Below are 17,092 nucleotides of genomic sequence, written 5' to 3'. Positions count from 1 at the left end.
ACACGTGGTGGATGCTGGGGCTGTGGTGTGCGTCGGCAGCTGCGTTGGCGCAGACGTCTGCCGCGGCTGCAGCGCAGACGGCGCCATCGCCCGCATCCACCGAGTTGCTGGTGGTCTCCACCGATATCGGCGACGACATCGACGATGCGTTTGCGCTCGGGCTGTTGCTGCGTAGTCCGCAACTGCGTGTGCTGGGCATCGCATCGGCCTGGGGCGACACCAGCTTGCGTGCGCAGCTGCTGCAGCGCCTGTTGCTGCAGGCCGGGCGCAGCGAGATTCCGTTGGCGGTGGGCGCACGCACCGCCAGCGCGATCCCCTTCAGCCAGGCGCGATGGGCGGCCAAGGGACAGTTGCCAGGCAAGTTGCCGGATGCGGCGGCGATGATCCTGCAGCAGGCGCGCCTGCATCCCGGTCGGGTGACCTTGCTGGTACTGGGGCCCATGACCGACGCCGCACTGGCGCAGCAGCGCGACCCGGCCGGCTTTGCAAAGCTCAAGCGCATCGTGGCGATGGGCGGCTCGGTACGCGTCGGCTACGGCAAGTCGGCCTATCGGCCGGCCAGCGCGCCAGCGCCGGAGTACAACATCCTGGCCGATGTGCCGGCGGCGCAGCGGGTGTTCGCGGCCGGCGTGCCGATCGTGTTACTGCCCTTGGACGCCACCCAGATTCCGCTGGAAGAACCCGAGCGCGTCGCGGTGTTTGCGTACGGCGACGGGCTCACCGACGCGCTCACCCAGTTGTACTACCAGTGGCGCATTACCGACCAGCCCTGGGCCAGCGCCACGCCGACCCTGTTCGACGCAGTGCCGGTGGCCTGGCTGCTGCGCCCCGACCTGTGCCCGACCACGCCGCTGCATCTGGACGTCGATGCGCAGGGCTACACCCGCGAAGGCGCAGGCACGCCGAACGTGCAGGCCTGCCTGCGCGCGGACCGGCCGGCGTTGATCGAGATGTACATGCGCACGGTGCTGCAGTTGCGCTAGGAGTGGATGTCAAAATGTGGTGAGCGCCCGCTTGGTGGCGAGCGCAGTGGTTTCATTGGCCGTACTTTGGGATGCAGTCAAAAGCCTGGTTGGTCGTGTGCGCGGTGCCCTCACCGCTCGCGGGACACGCCGCAAGTACGTCCTTGTAGGCTCGGTGGCGGCATCCATGCCGCCACACGGTCCCGCAATCGGCGAGGACACCGCACCAGAAAATGCGTCGGTTGCTTGGTTGAACGCCTGCTTGTTGCTCTGCTTGTGATGGAACGGTTGTTGGACGCACCATTCTCCGAACAATGCACGCCATGCCCTGTGTGCCCCTGCACACCGACCATCTCGACTGGTCCTTGCCCGCTCACCGTCGCGGGACCTTACGCGGCATGGATGTCGCGTAAGAGCCTACAGGGACGTACTTGCGGCGTGTCCCGCGATGGTGGGCGGGCAAGGGCCCTGCAGCCAAGCCGCAACTCAGCGACCTGCCATGGACCGGCGTCAAACCACTGCGCTCACCGTCGGTCGGGCGCGCAGGTGCCATCGCAGCGCTGGCCCAGTGGCGCATCATCGCCGCCCATCGGCAAGTCCCTGCGTCGCCTCATGCCGCCATCGGTGAAGTGAACGGCATCGCTATACTTGCGTCCTCAGTCATGGGGTAGTGCGAATGGACAGCCGGGAATCAGGGATGAAGTGGTCGGGTACGCGGCGCGTGTTGCTGTGGGTGGTCTTGCTGGGCGTGGCGATCGGTGCGGTGGCGTGCAAGCGCAACGAAAGCGGCCAGCTGCCTGCCGCCAGTGGCGAGGCGATCAAGGCCGACACGCAGGCGATTACCGGTTTTGCGCTGGCGCGCGCCTATCCCGACCAGACCGGCGACGGCCTGTCGCTGGCGCTGGAATTCTCGCGGCCGTTGGTGGGCACGCAAGACTTCGATGCGCTGGTGCGTTTCGAGGAAAAGGTCGGCACCGGCGACAGCAGCTGGACGCTGTCCGATGACGGCAAGACGCTGCGCTACCCGTACGTGGAAGCGGCCAAGGACTACACCGTGCTGGTCGACGCCAACCTGCTGGCCGCCGATGGCAGCCGCCTGGGCAAGCCGCTCAAGCAGAAGGTCTACACCGGCGCGCTCACGCCGGTGGCCGGGTTCGCTTCGCAAGGCAGCGTGCTGCCGGCACGCGAGAGCCGCGGTCTGCCGGTGGTGTCGGTCAACGTGCCGGAAGTGGACGTGGAGTTCCTGCGCGTGCGCGAGAAGTCGCTGCCGGCGTTCTTCCAGCAGTTCCAGCGCGGCGGTCGTCGCGGCAGCTGGGAGCTGGAGAGCGACTACAGCGACAAGCAGCCGTTGTCCAAGCTGGCCGACCCGGTCTACGTCAATCGTTTCATTCTCGGCGGCAAGCAGAACGAGCGCGTGCTGACCTACCTGCCCACGCAGGACATCAAGGAGCTGCAGGAGCCGGGCCTGTACTTTGCGGTGATGAAGCGCGCCGGCAGTTTCGACAATGGCTTCGATACCGCGTTCTTCACCGTCAGCGACATCGGCCTGCACACGCGCGCCTACAAGGACAAGCTGTTCGTGCACACCGCCTCGTTGCAGAGCGGCGAGCCGATCAAGAACGTGGAAGTGCGCGTCCTCGACGCCAAGGGCGAGCTGTTCCTCAAGGGCGCCACCGACGGCAACGGCAATGCGCTGCTCAACTACACGCTCGATGCCGGCCACGTGCTGGTGGCGCGCAGCAAGACCGATATCTCGGTGCTGCCGTTCAACCAACCGGCGCTGGACCTGAGCGAATTCGCAGTGGCCGGGCGTGAGAGCGCCTGGTTCGACGTGTTCGCCTGGGCCGGCCGCGACCTGTATCGCCCCGGCGAGACCATGCGCGTGTCGGCGATCCTGCGCGACAACGACGGCAAGCCGACCGCCGGGCCGACGAAAGGCGGGCAGCCGGTGTTCCTGCGCCTCAAGCAGCCGGACGGCAAGACTTTTCGCGAGACCAAACTGCAGCCGGGCGAGCAGGGCTATTTCGAATTCACCCAGCAGATTCCTGCCGATGCGCCGACCGGCCGCTGGCAGGTGGAATTCCGCACCGATCCGGCCAGCAAGGACGCCGTGCAGGGCATGACCGTGCGCGTGGAAGAGTTCCTGCCCGAGCGCATGAAGCTGGATCTGGACAGCACGCAGAAGATCCTGAGCGCCGGCCAGCCGTTCACGCTGGTGGCCAATGCCGCGTACCTGTATGGCGCGCCGGCCGATGGCAACCGCTTCACCGCCAAGCTTGCGGTCAGTGTCGAGCAGCATCCGCTCGACTCCTTGCCGGGCTGGTTCTTCGGCGACCCCACGCTGGAACTGCCGCGCGAAGCCAAGGACGTGATCGACACCGAGTTCGGCAGCGATGGCGTATTGCGCGAAGACATCGCGCTGCCTGCCGAAGCCAAGCCGGTGAGCACGATTGCCGCTGTGGTCTCGGGCAGCGTGTACGAGACCGGCGGGCGCACGGTCACCCGCAGCGTCAAGCGCGTGCTGTGGCCGGCCAAGGCGCTGGTCGGCGTGCGCCCCCTGTTCGATGACAAGGACGGCACCGACGCCAACGGCACCGCGCGCTTCGAAATCACCCGCGTGGATGCCGATGGCAGGCCGCAACCGGCCAAGGGCCTGAAGGCCACGTTGGTGCGCGAGCTGCGCGACTACCACTGGAACTACACCGACGACCACTGGGATTACGACTTCACCCGCCGCTTCGAGAACAAGGACACGCGCACGCTCGACATTGCCGGCGGCAACGCCAAGCTCGAGGTCCCGGTGGAGTGGGGCGAGTACCGCCTGGACGTGTTCGACCCGGCCACCGGGCTGACCACGCGCTACCCGTTCCGCGCCGGCTGGAGCTGGAACGACGAAAATCGCGGCCTGGATGCGCGCCCGGACAAGGTCAAGCTGGCCTTGGACAAGACCGCCTATCGCGCCGGCGACACGCTCACCGTCACGCTGACCCCGCCGCATGCCGGCAAGGGCGTGCTGCTGGTGGAAAGCGACAAGCTGCTGTACGTGCAGGACATTGACGTCAAGCCGGGCAGCAGCTTCGAAATCCCGGTGACCGACGCGTGGGAGCGCCACGATGTGTACGTCACCGCGTTGGTGTTCCGCGGCGGCAGTGCGCCGAGCAAGATCACCCCGGCGCGCGCGGTGGGCGTGGCGTATGTGCCGATGGACCGCAAGGCGCGACGCGTGGCGGTGGGCCTGGCCGCGCCCAAGCAGATGCGCCCCGAGCAGGCGTTGCCGGTGACGGTGAGCGTGCCGGAGCTGGCCGGCAAGGCGGCGCACGTGACCATCTCGGCGGTGGACGTGGGCATCCTCAACATCACCCGCTTCCCGGTGCCCGATGCCAACGCGCAGTTCTTCGCGCAGCGTCGTCTGGGCACCGATGCCTACGACATCTATGGCCGCGTGATCGAGAGCTTCGAAGGCGCCAGCGGCAGGCTCAAGTTCGGCGGCGACATGGCGCTGGAAGCCTTGCCGCAGGCCAAGCGCCCGACCGCGCGCGTGCAGACCGTGGACCTGTTCTCCGGCTCGGTGAAGCTCGATGCCAAGGGCAATGCGCGCGTGCAACTGCCGGTGCCGGATTTCAACGGCACGCTGCGGGTGTCGGCGTTGGTGTATTCGGATACGCGGTTCGGCAACCACGCGGTGGAAACCGTGGTGCGTGCCCCGATCCTGGCCGAGGCCAGCATGCCGCGCGTGATGGCACCGGGCGACCGCAGCACGGTGACGCTGGATGTGCAGAACTTCACCGGCAAGCCGGGCGAGTTCACTGTGCGCGTGGCCGGGATCGGCCCGCTGGCCATCGCCGAGGCGGCGCGCAGCGTCAAGCTCGGGGTGGACGCCAAGCAGACGCTGAGCTTCCCGCTGAGCGCCACCGAAGGCTATGGCGTGGCCAAGGTGCGCGTGCGCGTGGACGGCAACGGCTTCAAGGCCGACCGCAGCTACGACCTGCCGGTGCGTGCCGGCTGGCCGCAGGTGTTGCGTGCACAGACGCGCGTACTCGATCCGCTGGCGCCGATCACCCTGGACAGCGGCTTTGCCGATGGCCTGATGGCCGGCTCGGTAACCGCGCGCATGGTGGTCAGCCCGCTGCCGCCGATTCCGTTCGCCAGCGCCTTGCAGGGTGCGTTGGATTATCCGTACGGCTGCGCCGAGCAGACCACCAGCAAGGGCTACGCCGCGCTCCTGCTCGACGATGCCACCGCCAGGGCGCTGGGCACCAAGGGGCTGGAAGCGGCCAAGCGCCGCGAGCGCATGGAAGGCGCATTCGGCCGCCTGGCCTCGATGCAGATCGCCAGCGGGCATTTCTCGATGTGGGGCGACGACGGCTACGTCAATCCGGGCCTGACCCCATATATCGCCGAGTTCCTGCTCGACGCCAAGGACGCCGGTTTTGCGGTGCCCGACAATGTGCTGCAGAAGGCGCTCAATCGGCTCAGCGAGGACCTGCTGTCCGGTGGCAACGAGTTCTACGGGCAGGACCGCCGCGATAGCCTGAAGTTCGCCAACCAGGCCTGGTCCGGCTATGTGCTGGCACGCGTCAACCGCGCCCCGCTGGGCACGCTGCGCGCGCTGTACGACAACCAGCGCGACAAGGCGCTGACCGGCCTGTCGCTGGTGCATCTGGGCGCGGCGTTGTCGCTGCAGGGCGACACCAAACGTGGGCAGGCGGCGATCAAGGCGGGCTTTGCCAAGGACAGCAGCGAGCGTCCGCCGTACTTCGCCGATTACGGCAGCGCGATCCGCGACGATGCCTTGATGATGGCGCTGCTGCACGAGCGTGGCTTGTCCAAACCCGAGTACGACACCCGCGCAGTGGCACTGGGCCGCGCGCTGGATGCACGTCGCGCCACCGGCTGGCTGTGGCTGAGCACGCAGGAGCAGGTGGCGCTGGCGCGCTTGGGCAAGGCCTTGATGGTCGGGCAGGGCAAGCAGGTATCGGGTACCTTGACTGTTGGCGGCGAGACGCAGGAGATTGCGCCGGCACGCCTGTTCGGGCGCAGTTTCGACAGCGCCGCCCTGGCGCGCGGCGTGCAGTTCGCACCGCAGGGCCAGGCACCGATGTACGCCAGCCTGGAAGTGGCCGGCATCCCGCGCAGCGCGCCGGAGCCGGACACGCGCAACCTCAGCGTGGAGCGCAGCTGGTACACCACCGATGGCAAACCATGGACCCCGCGTGCATTGAAGGAAGGCGAAGCGCTGATCGTGCGCGTCACCATCACCGCCAACAGCAACATGCCGGACGCGCTGCTGACCGACCTGTTGCCGGCCGGTCTGGAGATCGAGAACTTCAACCTCGGCGATGCCAAGCAGTGGGCCGACGTGGTGGTGGACGGCATCGGCATCAGCGAGCGTTCCAGCGCCGCCGACGTCAAGCACGAAGAATTCCGCGACGACCGCTATGTGGCCGCGCTGGCGCTGTCCTCGGGGAGCAAGGCGCAGCTGTATTACCTGGTGCGCGCAGTCACCCCGGGCACGTACACGGTGCCGCCATCGTTGGTGGAAGACATGTATCGCCCGGAGCTGCGCGGCGTGGGGCGCAGCACGCCTGCGACGATGACGGTGGTGCAGCCGTAGCACAACGAGGTAGGAGCGCGCTCGCGCGCGATGGGACGTACCGGTAACGCCCCATCGCGCGCTGGCGCGCTCCTACGTTCGGGATTTCCTCACCGCAGCGAGCGTCCGACGCCGATGCAAGCGTTTGCGTGGCTGGGCCAGCATGCAGCGATGATCAGCGCTCTCGGGCTGCCCAAGATGTCGGCAGCGCAGCTGCCGGGGTTGTTTGCAGCGAGCAAGGCACACAGCGTGCGGCTGATGGTCAAGGCGCTGTGGGAAGGCTTCATCGCCGGCTACGGTGGCGACGCCGATGCCGAGCGCGATTCCCGACAGGGTCTGGGGTCGCCCGTACCGCGAGGGCGTGTCGATCATCCAGACCGACGCGCCGGCAACCTTGCTACGCTATCGCGCGGCGCTGGAGCAGCGGTGAGCGTCGCGTTGCATCGCCGCATGCAGCTGGCGCGCGAGGCGAGCGCAGTGTCGTCGCGCCGCGTGCGGCCTGGCACGGCGGTGATGTCGTTGCCAGCGGTATAGTCAGGTCCTGTTTGCACGCAAGGACGTCTGCATGCCGCTCGATACATCCCTGCGCCGCCTCACGCCGCATTTCGTCTGGTTGTTGGTACTGCTGGTCGCGCTGCAGGTGCGCGATGTGGTCAAAGCGCTTGGTTTTCCAATCCCGAAAATCCCGGTGCCTTACGGCGGCGGGATTGTCGACAATTTGCTCAGCGTCGTGGTCGTGCTCGTCGCAGCGGCGTTGCTGCGCCCTGGCATGCCAGGCGAGCTGGCGGCGCGTCTGGGGTTGCGTTGGAACGGCTTACGCGGCCCTGTGCTGACGTTGCTGGCCACACTGCCGTGTTGGCTGGGGCTGTGGACGCAGTCCAGCTCGGCCGGCACCGACGATCTGCTGGGCCTGCTGTGGTTGGCGCTGCTGTTTCCGTTGGCCGAGGAAATCGTGTTTCGCGGTTTCGGCTTCGTCTTTGCCTGCCGTGCGCTGGCCTGGCGTCCGGCAACCGCTGCGCTGCTACAGGCGGTTGTGTTTGGCGGCGTGCATTGGCTCGGGGCGGGCGGTGGAGGCGGTGAGGCGTTGCTGATCTTCGCCATTACCGGCATCGGTGCGCTGCTGTTTGCCATCGTGGACGCGCAGGATGGCTACACGATCTGGAGTGGCTGGGTGTTGCATGTCTCGCTCAACGCGGCCTGGACGGTCTTTACGGTCTCCGATTCGGCCGCCAGCGGCTGGCTCGGCATTGCGTTGCGCCTGTCTGCGGTGTTCCTGGCGATGGGGCTGCTGCGGCTGTTCGTAAGGCCGCGTCGCTCGCCGCACGCGGGCGTGGCGGGCTAGCGCGCCTGTCGTCGCGCAAGCAGGAGCGTGCAGTCACGTTGATCGCTCAATGCCGCGGCTCGCCGCGCGCGATGGTGGCCGAAATGCGTTTTGCCCTGCATCCTCGGCAGGATGGATGAGCAGCAGTACGCACAGGCAAGGACCGACCGGACGCAGGAACGCGCCGCTGGCAAGGATGCTGTGGCCCGGCGTGGCCGGCGCTGGTTGACGGGGCTGCGCTGGGGCGCGGTGGCACTGTTGTCTGCGGGGTTGTTGCTGGACCTGGCCTTCCCACTGCCGCTACCCAAATCACGGGACACCTCCACGCTGGTGGTGGCACGCGATGGCACGCCGCTGCGCGCGTTCGCCGACCGCAACGGGGTGTGGCGCTATCCGGCCAGCCCGCAGAGTGTGTCGCCGCTGTATCTGCAGGCGTTGCTCAGTTACGAGGACCGCTGGTTCTGGCGCCATCCCGGGGTCAATCCGTGGGGCCTGCTGCGTGCCGGCGGGCAGTGGATCGGGCAGGGGCACATCGTCTCCGGCGGTTCGACGTTGACCATGCAGGTGGCGCGCATCCTCGACCCGCATACGCGCACGCCGTGGGGCAAGGCCAAGCAGCTGCTGCGCGCGCTGCAGCTGGAAGCGCACCTGAGCAAGCGCGAGATTCTGACGCTGTATCTGGAGCGCGCGCCCTATGGCGGCACCATCGAAGGCGTGGAAGCGGCCAGCTGGGCGTACCTGGGCAAGCCAGCCAAGGCCTTGTCGCAGGCCGAGGCTGCGCTGCTGGCGGTGTTGCCGCAATCGCCCAGCCGCCTGCGCCCGGATCGCCATCCCGAGGCCGCGCAACGCGCGCGCGACAAGGTGCTCGATCGCATGGTGGAGCTGGGCGTGTGGTCGCGCGCGCAGGTGGACGATGCGCGAATCGAGCCGGTGGTGACGCGCTCGCTCAAGCCGCCGTTGCATGCGGCGCTGCTCGCGCAGCGGTTGCACAGCGCGCAACCGCGCGCGGCACGCATCGTGACCACGCTGGATGTGGAGCTGCAGCGCACCCTGGAAGAACGCGTCACGACATACTTTTCGCAGCTGCCCGAGCGCACCTCCGCGGCATTGCTGGTGGTGGACAACGCCACCATGGAAGCGCGCGCGTATGTGGGCTCGGCCAGCTTCGGCGATCGCAAGCGGCTGGGGCATGTGGACATGGTGCAGGCCTGGCGCTCGCCCGGTTCCACGCTCAAGCCGTTCCTGTACGGCATGGCATTGGACGATGGGTTGATCCACTCCGAAAGCCTGTTGGTGGATGCGCCGCAGAGTTTTGGCAGCTACCGGCCCGGCAATTTCGATGCGGCGTTCAATGGGCCGGTGAGCGCGGCGACGGCGTTGCGGTTGTCGTTGAACGTGCCGGCGGTGGACCTGCTCGACCGGATCGGCCCGGCGCGGTTTGCCGCGCGGCTGTCCAACGCCGGGATCGAGCTGCGCTTTGCGCGCGGTAGCGTGCCCAATCTGGCGTTGATCCTGGGTGGCACCGGCGCGCAATTGCAGGAACTGGTCGGTGCATTTGCGGCGCTCAATCGCGGCGGCATCGCCGGGCGCGTGCGCTACACACCGGACGCCCCGCGCATCGAGCGCCGGCTGATGTCGCCGGGTGCGGCCTGGATCGTGCGCGAGATCCTGCAACGCAATCCGCGCCCTGGGTACGGCAGCGGCACCTTCGACACCGCCACGCGCCCGGGTGTGGCCTGGAAGACCGGCACCAGCTATGGCTACCGCGATGCGTGGGCGATCGGCGGCACGCGTCGCTACACGGTCGGGGTGTGGGTGGGGCGTCCGGACGGTACGCCGCTGCCGGGCCAGTACGGCGCCGTCACCGCACTGCCGCTGATGTTCGAAGTCATCGATGCCTTGCCGCGCAGCGCCGGCGATAGCGCGCCGGTGCCGATGCCGGCCACCGTGCAGGCGCTGGACATCTGCTGGCCGCTCGGCGGCGCCGCCGAGCAGACACCGCCGGCGCAATGCGCACGCCGCGCCGACGCCTACGTGCTCGATGGCGCAGTGCCGCCCACCTTTGCCGAGCGCGACGCACGGCTATGGCAAAGCGGGCAGCTGCATTTCGACGTGGATGCGCGCAGCGGCCAGCGGCTGTCGCAGGAGTGCAGCCAGGCGCATGAACGCGTGCCGCATGCAGTGGCGCGCTGGCCGGCATTGGTCTCGCCCTGGCTCAGCACCGCCGAGCGCAATGCTGCGCAACTGCCGCCACTTGCGGCGGACTGTCTGCCCGATGGGCGCATGACCGGGGGCGGTGTGCTGCGTATCGACGGGCTGAGCGATCGCGCCACGCTGGCGCGTGCCAATGCCACCTCGCGTCCGGTGCGCCTGCAACTGCGTGCCCTGGGCAGCGACGCGCGCATCGACTGGTTGCTGGACGGCCGCTGGATCGCACAGACCAACGGACGCCAGGGATTTCAGCGCGAATTCGCCGAGGTCGGCACGCATACGCTCACCGCAATGGCCAGCGACGGTGCCTGGACGCAGCTGCGCTTTCGCGTATTGCGCTGACCGCGCACGTGCTGCGCCCGACCAGCGTGCACACACCCGTAGGAGCGCACCTGGGCGCGATGAAGCGTTACCGGGAATGCCACGTCGCGCCCGGGTGCGCTCCTACGGCAGCAGGCAACCACACACCATCCAACGGCACAGAAAACAGACAGGGCGCTCGAGGCGCCCTGTTTGCTTAAATCATCGAGTCGATTTCAACTTTCAACGTCACTGTGAATGTCGATACCGATCATCGCTCGCAACGCATCGCTGCATTGCTGCATTGCAATCGCTCAGCTCACTCGCCGATCCAGCCTTCCAGCAGGTCGGCGAACTCGTCGGCATGCTCTTCTTCCTGGGCCAGGATGTCTTCCAGGATGCGCTTGGTGGTGGTGTCCTTGTCGCCGATGAAATCGATCATCTCGCGGTAGCTGTCGATGGCAATGCGCTCGGCGATCAGGTTTTCCTTGACCATGTCGCGCAGGTCGCTGCCTTCCTTGTATTCGGCATGCGAGCGCTTGGTCAGCGTGTCCGGGTTGAGGTCTGGTTCGCCGCCCAGCTGCACGATGCGCTCGGCGAGCCTGTGTGCGTGCGCCTGTTCCTGCTGCGCATGCTCCAGGAACTCGCCCTTGACCGCGTCGGCAAGCATGCCCTTGGCCATGAAGTAATGGCGGTAATACCGCAAGGTGCACACGTATTCGGTGGCCAGTGCAGTGTTGAGCAGCTCGATCACCGCCTCGCGGTCGGCGTGGTAGCTCTCGGTGATGGCACCGTCTTCGATGCTCTGGCGTGCGCGGCTGCGCAAGGTGGCGGTATCGGTGATGCCGTCGGGGAGTTGCTTGGCTGGCTGGTTAGACATGGCTGGCCGGTTTCCTTCTGAGTGGTTGGGGGGAATCAATGCATCAATCGGGCAGGTGCTGCAGCACGTAATCGGCGGCAGACACCTTGAATTCGCCGGGTTCTTCGACGAACAAGGCCTTGACCACGGCGTCGTCGGCATACAGTGCGTAGCGGCGCGAGCGCAGGCCCATGCCCGAGCCGCTGGCGTCGATCTCCAGGCCCAGTGCGCGGGCCAGTTCGGCGTTGCCGTCGGGCAGCAGGTGCAGGCCGTCGGGGATCAGCTGGCTGCGGCCCCAGGCCTGCATCACGAACGGGTCGTTGACCGCGGTGCACAGCACCTCGATGCCGCGTTTGCGGAATGCGTCGAAGTGCTCCACATAGCCCGGCAGGTGTTTGGCCGAGCAGGTCGGAGTAAAGGCGCCCGGCACCGCGAACAGCAGCACCTTGCGGCCGGCGAACAGGCTGTGGGTGTCGACTGCCTCGATGCCCTCGCGCAGGCGCTTGAGCACGACTTCGGGAATGCGGTCACCAACGTGGATGGTCATGGGGCTGGGCTCCTGCGGCTGAACGAAGTCTAGAAAGGGGCGAGGGAAAAGCGCGTCAACGCGCTTGAAATCCGCAGCGGCACGCCTATCTGACGCACATGGCCGGCGCAATGGCGCACGCCGCGGCAGCCGGCCCCTCACCCAACCTTTTGGAGGCTCGCAATGAACATCGTTCGTTATCCCCAGTGGCCCACCCATGCGCTGCAAAACGAGATCAAGCACGTGTTCGACCGTTTCTTCGAGCAGAACGGCGACACCGACGAATCGGCGGTGGTGACCGCGCAGTGGGTGCCGCGCGTGGACATCAAGGAAGAGGCCAACCACTTCGTGCTGTATGCCGACCTGCCAGGCATCGACCCCGCCCAGATCGAGGTGCAGATGGACAAGGGCATCCTGTCGATCAAGGGCGAGCGCAAGGGCGAGTCCAGCACCGAGACCGAGCGCTTCTCGCGCATCGAGCGCCGCTATGGCAGCTTCCATCGCCGCTTCGCGCTGCCCGACAGTGCCGACCCCGACGGCATCACCGCGACCGGGCACAACGGTGTGCTGGAAATCCGCATCCCCAAGCGCCCGGCGGCCACCCCGCGCCGCATCCAGGTCGGTAACGGCCAGGACCCGGCCGGCAATACGGTGCAGTAAGGCAGCAAAACCTGGAGCGGAGCGGCATGCTTCGCTTCCCGGCGGCAACCGCACCGTAGAATAGGTGCGGTTGCCCGCCCGGCTGCGATATGACTGGCTCGTGGCCTCGGCTGCGGGCCGTTTTTTTCAGAGGTGATTAGATGGAATTCAAGGATTACTACGCAACGCTGGGCGTGGAGCCCAGCGCAGGCGATGCGGAGATCAAGACCGCCTACCGCCGGCTGGCGCGCAAGTACCACCCCGACGTCAGCAAGGAGGCCGGTGCCGAAGACAAGTTCAAGGCGATCAACGAAGCCTACGAGGCGCTGCGCGACCCGGCCAAGCGCAAGGCCTACGACCAGCTCAAGGCGCAGGGCTTCCGCCCGGGTGACGAGTTCCAGGCCCCGCCCAGCTACGGCGGTGGGCAGGGCTACGACTACGAGGAAGTGTTCGGCAACGGCGGCGCCGGTGGCGGCTTCAGCGATTTCTTCGAAAGCCTGTTCGCCGGCCAGCGCGGCGGCCGTCCGCGTGGCCCGGGCGCCGGCCCTGGTGCAGGCGCGGGTCCGCAGGCGCGCGGCGACACCCGCGCCAAGCTGGCAGTGCCGTTGGAAGCGGTGTATGCGGGCGACAGCGTGCGCATCACCATCAACGGCAAGCAGCTGGATGTGCGCGTGCCCAAGGGCGTGCAGCCTGGCCAGGTGATCCGCCTGAGCGGGCAGGGCAATGGCGGCGGCAACCTGCTGCTGGAGATCGAATACGCCGCGCACCCGCAGTTCGAGGTGGACGGGCGCAATATCCTGTACACCCTGCAGGTCATGCCCTGGCAGGCGGCACTGGGCACCACCATCAACGTGCCGACCCTGGGCGGGTCGGTGGAGTTGAAGGTGCCGGCCGACTCGGACGCCGGGCGCAAGCTGCGCCTGCGCGGCCGCGGCCTGCCGGGTACCGCGCCGGGCGACCAGATCGTGGAGCTGGAAATCCTGGCCCCGGCTCCCACCGACGATGCGCAGAAAAAAGCCTACCGCAACCTGGCCAAGGCGTTCGGCGAATCGGTATAGGCCGCGTGGGTCGACGCGGGGAAGGGGTGAGGGTTCGGTTTTGGGCAGGTGGTGCGCCAGCGAACGCCGATCTGCGGCGGCAAAACGCCGCCGTACCCGCATCCGGCGCTGCGCGCTACCTTCTCCCGATGCGGGAAGGGACCGATCGCCTCTGCTGTGGGTGAAGGATTGAGGGGCCAGCATGCATGCGATGCATGGGCCAACGACCCTCTGCGATGTTGCTGAATCCAGCTGCGCCCTGTCCAACGTAGTACGCGTTGGACAGCACACCAGCAACGCGCCACCGGATCACACATCGCAACCGCATCGCCGGGCGCACCGCCTGGCCTGCTACCGAAAGCGCGGCCGGCGCACTACACTCGCCGCGCACACTAGGGGAAACACATGGCACGCATTCTGATCGTCGACGACTCGCCGTCGCAGCTGCTGGGGATTCAGCGCATCGTCGAGAAGCTGGGGCACGAAACGATCACCGCAACCGATGGTGCTGCCGGCGTGGAAGCGGCCAAGTCCTCGCTGCCGGATCTGGTGCTGATGGATGTGGTGATGCCCAACCTCAATGGCTTCCAGGCCACGCGTACGCTCAAGCGCGAGCCGGCCACCCAGCACATCCCGGTGATCCTGGTGACCACCAAGGACCAGGACACCGATCGCATGTGGGGCATGCGCCAAGGCGCGCGCGCCTACATCACCAAGCCGTTCTCCGCAGACGAGTTGCTGGAAGTGATGGAGCGCGTGTTCAACCAGAAAGAAGAACCGCCGACCGTATAAGTACTTGGGCGCGGTGTGGCCTGGCAGTGTGATGAAGCGGCGCGCGATGGCGGCCGGCGCGATCGACGGAGGCATGCTTAACCGACCGCGTTCGGCCGCGTTGGCCAGTGCCGGCGACTCTCGCCCCCCGATGCTGATGCCGTAACCAACGACGCGTTCCCCGTCATCTGCCCATCAGTGTTCGTAGGCCATCGGCTGCATGCTGGGCGATCGCCCGCAGGCGGCAGGTTGATTGCCCACAGGCCCGGTTGCATCGTCTGGCTGCTCCCCGACAGCCAGGGCCGGAACGTCGGCCCCTTTCCGGCCCGCAAGAGCGCATCGGCGGTGCGCGCCCTGCCATCGCCCGATTCCCTTCCCCCCGCTCGATGCACCCCGGCGGCTAAATCGGCATGCGCCGGTTGAGGCCTTTCAAAACGGTCGGTCTGCCCCATCTAGTAGAATCATCGAATCACACAACACGGCGGCACTGCGGGACTGGCCCGCACAGCCCCTCGATCATGGAGCGTGCATGGCCTGGAACACACCCGGCAACAAGGGCGGAGACGGCCCGGACCCCAACCGTCGCAGGTCCTGGGGCCCGCGCGGTGGTGGCAACGGTGGTGGCTGGGGCAATCTGCCCGCACCGTTGAAGGAGCTGTTCGATGGCGGCGTGGGGCGCTGGATACTGGTCGCGGTGGTGCTGATGGTGCTGTTCTCCAGCTTCCAGCTCATCGGCGAGCAGCAGCGCGGCGTGGTGCTGCGCTTCGGCCAGTTCTCGCGAATCCTGCAGCCCGGCCCCAACTTCAAGCTGCCCTGGCCGGTCGAGTCGGTGCGCAAGGTCAACGCCACCGAGATCAAGACCTTCAGCAACCAGGTGCCGGTGCTGACCCGCGACGAGAACATCGTCAACGTCTCGCTCAACGTGCAGTACCAGATCAGCGATCCGCGCAAGTACCTGTTCGGTTCGCGCAATGCCGACCTGGTGCTGGAGCAGGCCGCGCAAAGCGCCGTGCGTGAGCAGGTGGGTCGTTCCGACCTCAATACCGTGCTCAACAATCGCGGCCCGCTGGCCATCGCCTCCAAGGACCGCCTGCAGGCGGCACTGGATGCCTACAACACGGGTCTGTCCGTTACCGGTGTGACCCTGCCGGACGCGCGTCCGCCGGAAGAAGTGAAGCCGGCCTTCGACGAGGTCAACGGCGCCCAGCAGGTGCGCGAGCGCCTGATCAACGAAGCCCAGGCCTACGCCGCCAAGGTGGTGCCCGAGGCACGCGGCCAGGGTGCGCGCACCCGGACCGGCGCCGAAGGCTACAAGCAGGCGGTGATCTCCAAGGCCGAGGGCGACGCCGATCGCTTCACGCTGTTGCAGGAGCAGTACGCCAACGCTCCCGAGGTCACGCGCAAGCGCCTGTGGCTGGAAACCGTGCAGAAGGTGCTGTCGGAGAACCGCAAGGTGATCGGCAGCGATGGCCGCCAGGTCATCTATGTGCCGCTGCCGGCCGACGCCAGCAAGTCCGCCAGCAACAGCGGTGCTGCGGGCAACGGCAGCATGCCGTCGATGGTGCCGCAGGATGTGCTGTTGAATCCGCCGCAAACCAGTGGCGGCAGCGAGGGCATCCGCAATCCGGAGCGCGGCCCGCGCCCGACCGGCCGTGAGGGAACCGAATAATGAAGAATTCGCTAGTCATCGGCCTGGTCGTCGCCGTGTTGCTGACCCTGATGGGCTCAGTGTTCGTGGTGCGCGAGGACCAGACCGCCATGGTGCTCAACCTGGGCCGTGTAGTGCGAGCCGACCTCAAGCCCGGCCTGCACTTCAAGATCCCGGTGGTGGAGTCGGTGCGCGTGTTCGACCGCCGCTTCCAGGTGCTGGACACCGCCCCGGCGCGCTACTTCACCGCCGAGCAGAAAGACGTCAGCGTGGACTTCTTCGCCATCGGCTACATCTCCGATGTGCGGGCGTTCTATCGCGCCACCGGTGGTGAGGAGTCGGTCGCCAATTCGCGCCTGGCCCCGATCATCACCGATTCGCTGCGCAACCAGATCAACTCGCGCACCCTGCAGCAGCTGGTCTCCGGCGACCGCAGCGAGTTGATCGCCAACCAGCTCAAGGGCATCAACGGCGCGATCAAGGGCCTGGGCATGCAGATCACCGACCTGCGCATCAAGCAGATCGACCTGCCGACCGACAGCCAGGTCATCACCGACGTCTACGAGCGCATGCGCGCCCAGCGCAAGCAGGAAGCCAGCAAGCTGCGCGCCGAAGGCGAGGAGCAGGCCCTGACCATCCGCGCCCAGGCCGACCGCGAGTCCACCGTGATCGTGGCCGACGCCGAGCGCGATGCGCAGAAGTTGCGCGGCGAAGGCGATGCCGACGCAGCCCGCATCTACGGCCAGGCCGGATCCAAGGATCCGTCGTTCTACGCGTTCTATCGCAGCCTGGAGGCATATCGCAGTTCCATGACCGATGGCAACGGCGTGGTGGTGCTGGATAAGAACGATCCGTTCCTGCAGTACCTCAAGAGCGATCGTTGATCGCTCTGCTTTGAATCGAAAACGCCCGCGTAATGCGGGCGTTTTTGTAGGTGCCTGTCACTGCCGAGCAGGCATGCGCGCCCCCAACGGTAGGAGCGCACCCGGGCGCGACGGGCATGCCCGGTAAGGCAATCGCGCCCAGGTGCGCTCCTACGCGCGGCGCGCGCCGGCCGATGGATCGGGCGCATGGCCTTCGTGGACTGCGATGCTGATGGTCATGTCCGGAATTCGCAGCTACCTGGTGCGCCTCTCCTGTCGTGCTGGTCAGACACGTCCCGGTAGGAGCGCACCCGGGCGCGACGGGCCTTACCGGCAGACCTCCGCTGCCTTTGACAGTCAGC

The 17,092-nt window shown here is 67.1% G+C and carries 11 protein-coding genes and 1 pseudogene; 10 read left to right on the top strand and 2 right to left on the bottom strand.

The features are described from left to right. Positions 1-11 precede the first annotated feature (11 nt). The 5 genes and pseudogenes from FHT08_RS08490 to pbpC all read left to right on the top strand — a co-directional run bounded on the left by FHT08_RS08490 (position 12) and on the right by pbpC (position 10,429). Positions 12-983, top strand: coding sequence for a nucleoside hydrolase (locus FHT08_RS08490; RefSeq protein WP_166775436.1), 972 nt, complete (start codon positions 12-14; stop codon positions 981-983). A gap of 676 nt (positions 984-1,659) precedes the next feature. Next, positions 1,660-6,576: an alpha-2-macroglobulin gene (locus FHT08_RS08485; RefSeq protein ID WP_208408945.1), complete on the top strand. Its 4,917-nt coding sequence runs from the start codon at positions 1,660-1,662 to the stop codon at positions 6,574-6,576. A 168-nt stretch (positions 6,577-6,744) separates the two neighbouring features. Beyond that, positions 6,745-6,985: pseudogene (locus tag FHT08_RS08480) on the top strand (glycerophosphodiester phosphodiesterase); the annotation flags it as partial. Between the two features lie 135 nt (positions 6,986-7,120). Then, complete coding sequence (locus FHT08_RS08475; protein WP_243848997.1) at positions 7,121-7,897, top strand: CPBP family glutamic-type intramembrane protease; 777 nt, start codon at positions 7,121-7,123, stop codon at positions 7,895-7,897. A 111-nt stretch (positions 7,898-8,008) separates the two neighbouring features. Continuing rightward, positions 8,009-10,429 carry a penicillin-binding protein 1C gene (gene pbpC / locus FHT08_RS08470; protein ID WP_166774874.1) on the top strand — a complete coding sequence of 807 codons (2,421 nt, stop codon included), beginning with the start codon at positions 8,009-8,011 and terminating at the stop codon, positions 10,427-10,429. A 277-nt stretch (positions 10,430-10,706) separates the two neighbouring features. Here the strand turns inward: pbpC and FHT08_RS08465 are convergent, their stop codons facing one another. Together FHT08_RS08465 and FHT08_RS08460 are read right to left on the bottom strand one after the other, a co-directional pair. Continuing rightward, positions 10,707-11,267 (bottom strand): ferritin-like domain-containing protein, encoded by a 561-nt coding sequence (locus tag FHT08_RS08465; RefSeq protein WP_024938597.1) that lies wholly within the window; start codon positions 11,265-11,267, stop codon positions 10,707-10,709. A gap of 43 nt (positions 11,268-11,310) precedes the next feature. After that, positions 11,311-11,793: a peroxiredoxin gene (locus tag FHT08_RS08460; RefSeq protein ID WP_016903926.1), complete on the bottom strand. Its 483-nt coding sequence runs from the start codon at positions 11,791-11,793 to the stop codon at positions 11,311-11,313. A gap of 162 nt (positions 11,794-11,955) precedes the next feature. Between FHT08_RS08460 and FHT08_RS08455 the strand changes: the two genes are divergently transcribed. The 5 genes from FHT08_RS08455 to FHT08_RS08435 all read left to right on the top strand — a co-directional run bounded on the left by FHT08_RS08455 (position 11,956) and on the right by FHT08_RS08435 (position 16,751). Beyond that, positions 11,956-12,432: an Hsp20/alpha crystallin family protein gene (locus FHT08_RS08455; protein ID WP_039510602.1), complete on the top strand. Its 477-nt coding sequence runs from the start codon at positions 11,956-11,958 to the stop codon at positions 12,430-12,432. Between the two features lie 140 nt (positions 12,433-12,572). Continuing rightward, entirely contained in the window at positions 12,573-13,469 is an 897-nt protein-coding gene (locus FHT08_RS08450; RefSeq protein ID WP_166774873.1) for a DnaJ C-terminal domain-containing protein, read from the top strand. A gap of 384 nt (positions 13,470-13,853) precedes the next feature. Further along, complete coding sequence (gene pilH / locus FHT08_RS08445; RefSeq protein WP_166774872.1) at positions 13,854-14,240, top strand: twitching motility response regulator PilH; 387 nt, start codon at positions 13,854-13,856, stop codon at positions 14,238-14,240. Between the two features lie 508 nt (positions 14,241-14,748). Beyond that, positions 14,749-15,888 carry an FtsH protease activity modulator HflK gene (gene hflK, locus FHT08_RS08440; protein ID WP_046341957.1) on the top strand — a complete coding sequence of 380 codons (1,140 nt, stop codon included), beginning with the start codon at positions 14,749-14,751 and terminating at the stop codon, positions 15,886-15,888. Then, positions 15,888-16,751, top strand: coding sequence for a protease modulator HflC (locus FHT08_RS08435; RefSeq protein ID WP_166774871.1), 864 nt, complete (start codon positions 15,888-15,890; stop codon positions 16,749-16,751). Before hflK ends, FHT08_RS08435 begins: the two co-directional genes overlap by 1 nt. Positions 16,752-17,092 lie beyond the last annotated feature (341 nt).

It is taken from the genome of Xanthomonas sp. CFBP 8151, assembly GCF_011761885.1.
Classification (GTDB): Bacteria; Pseudomonadota; Gammaproteobacteria; order Xanthomonadales; family Xanthomonadaceae; genus Xanthomonas; species Xanthomonas arboricola_B.
Note: the sequence above shows the minus strand (reverse complement) of the source record. Positions and strands in the feature narration are given on the sequence as shown.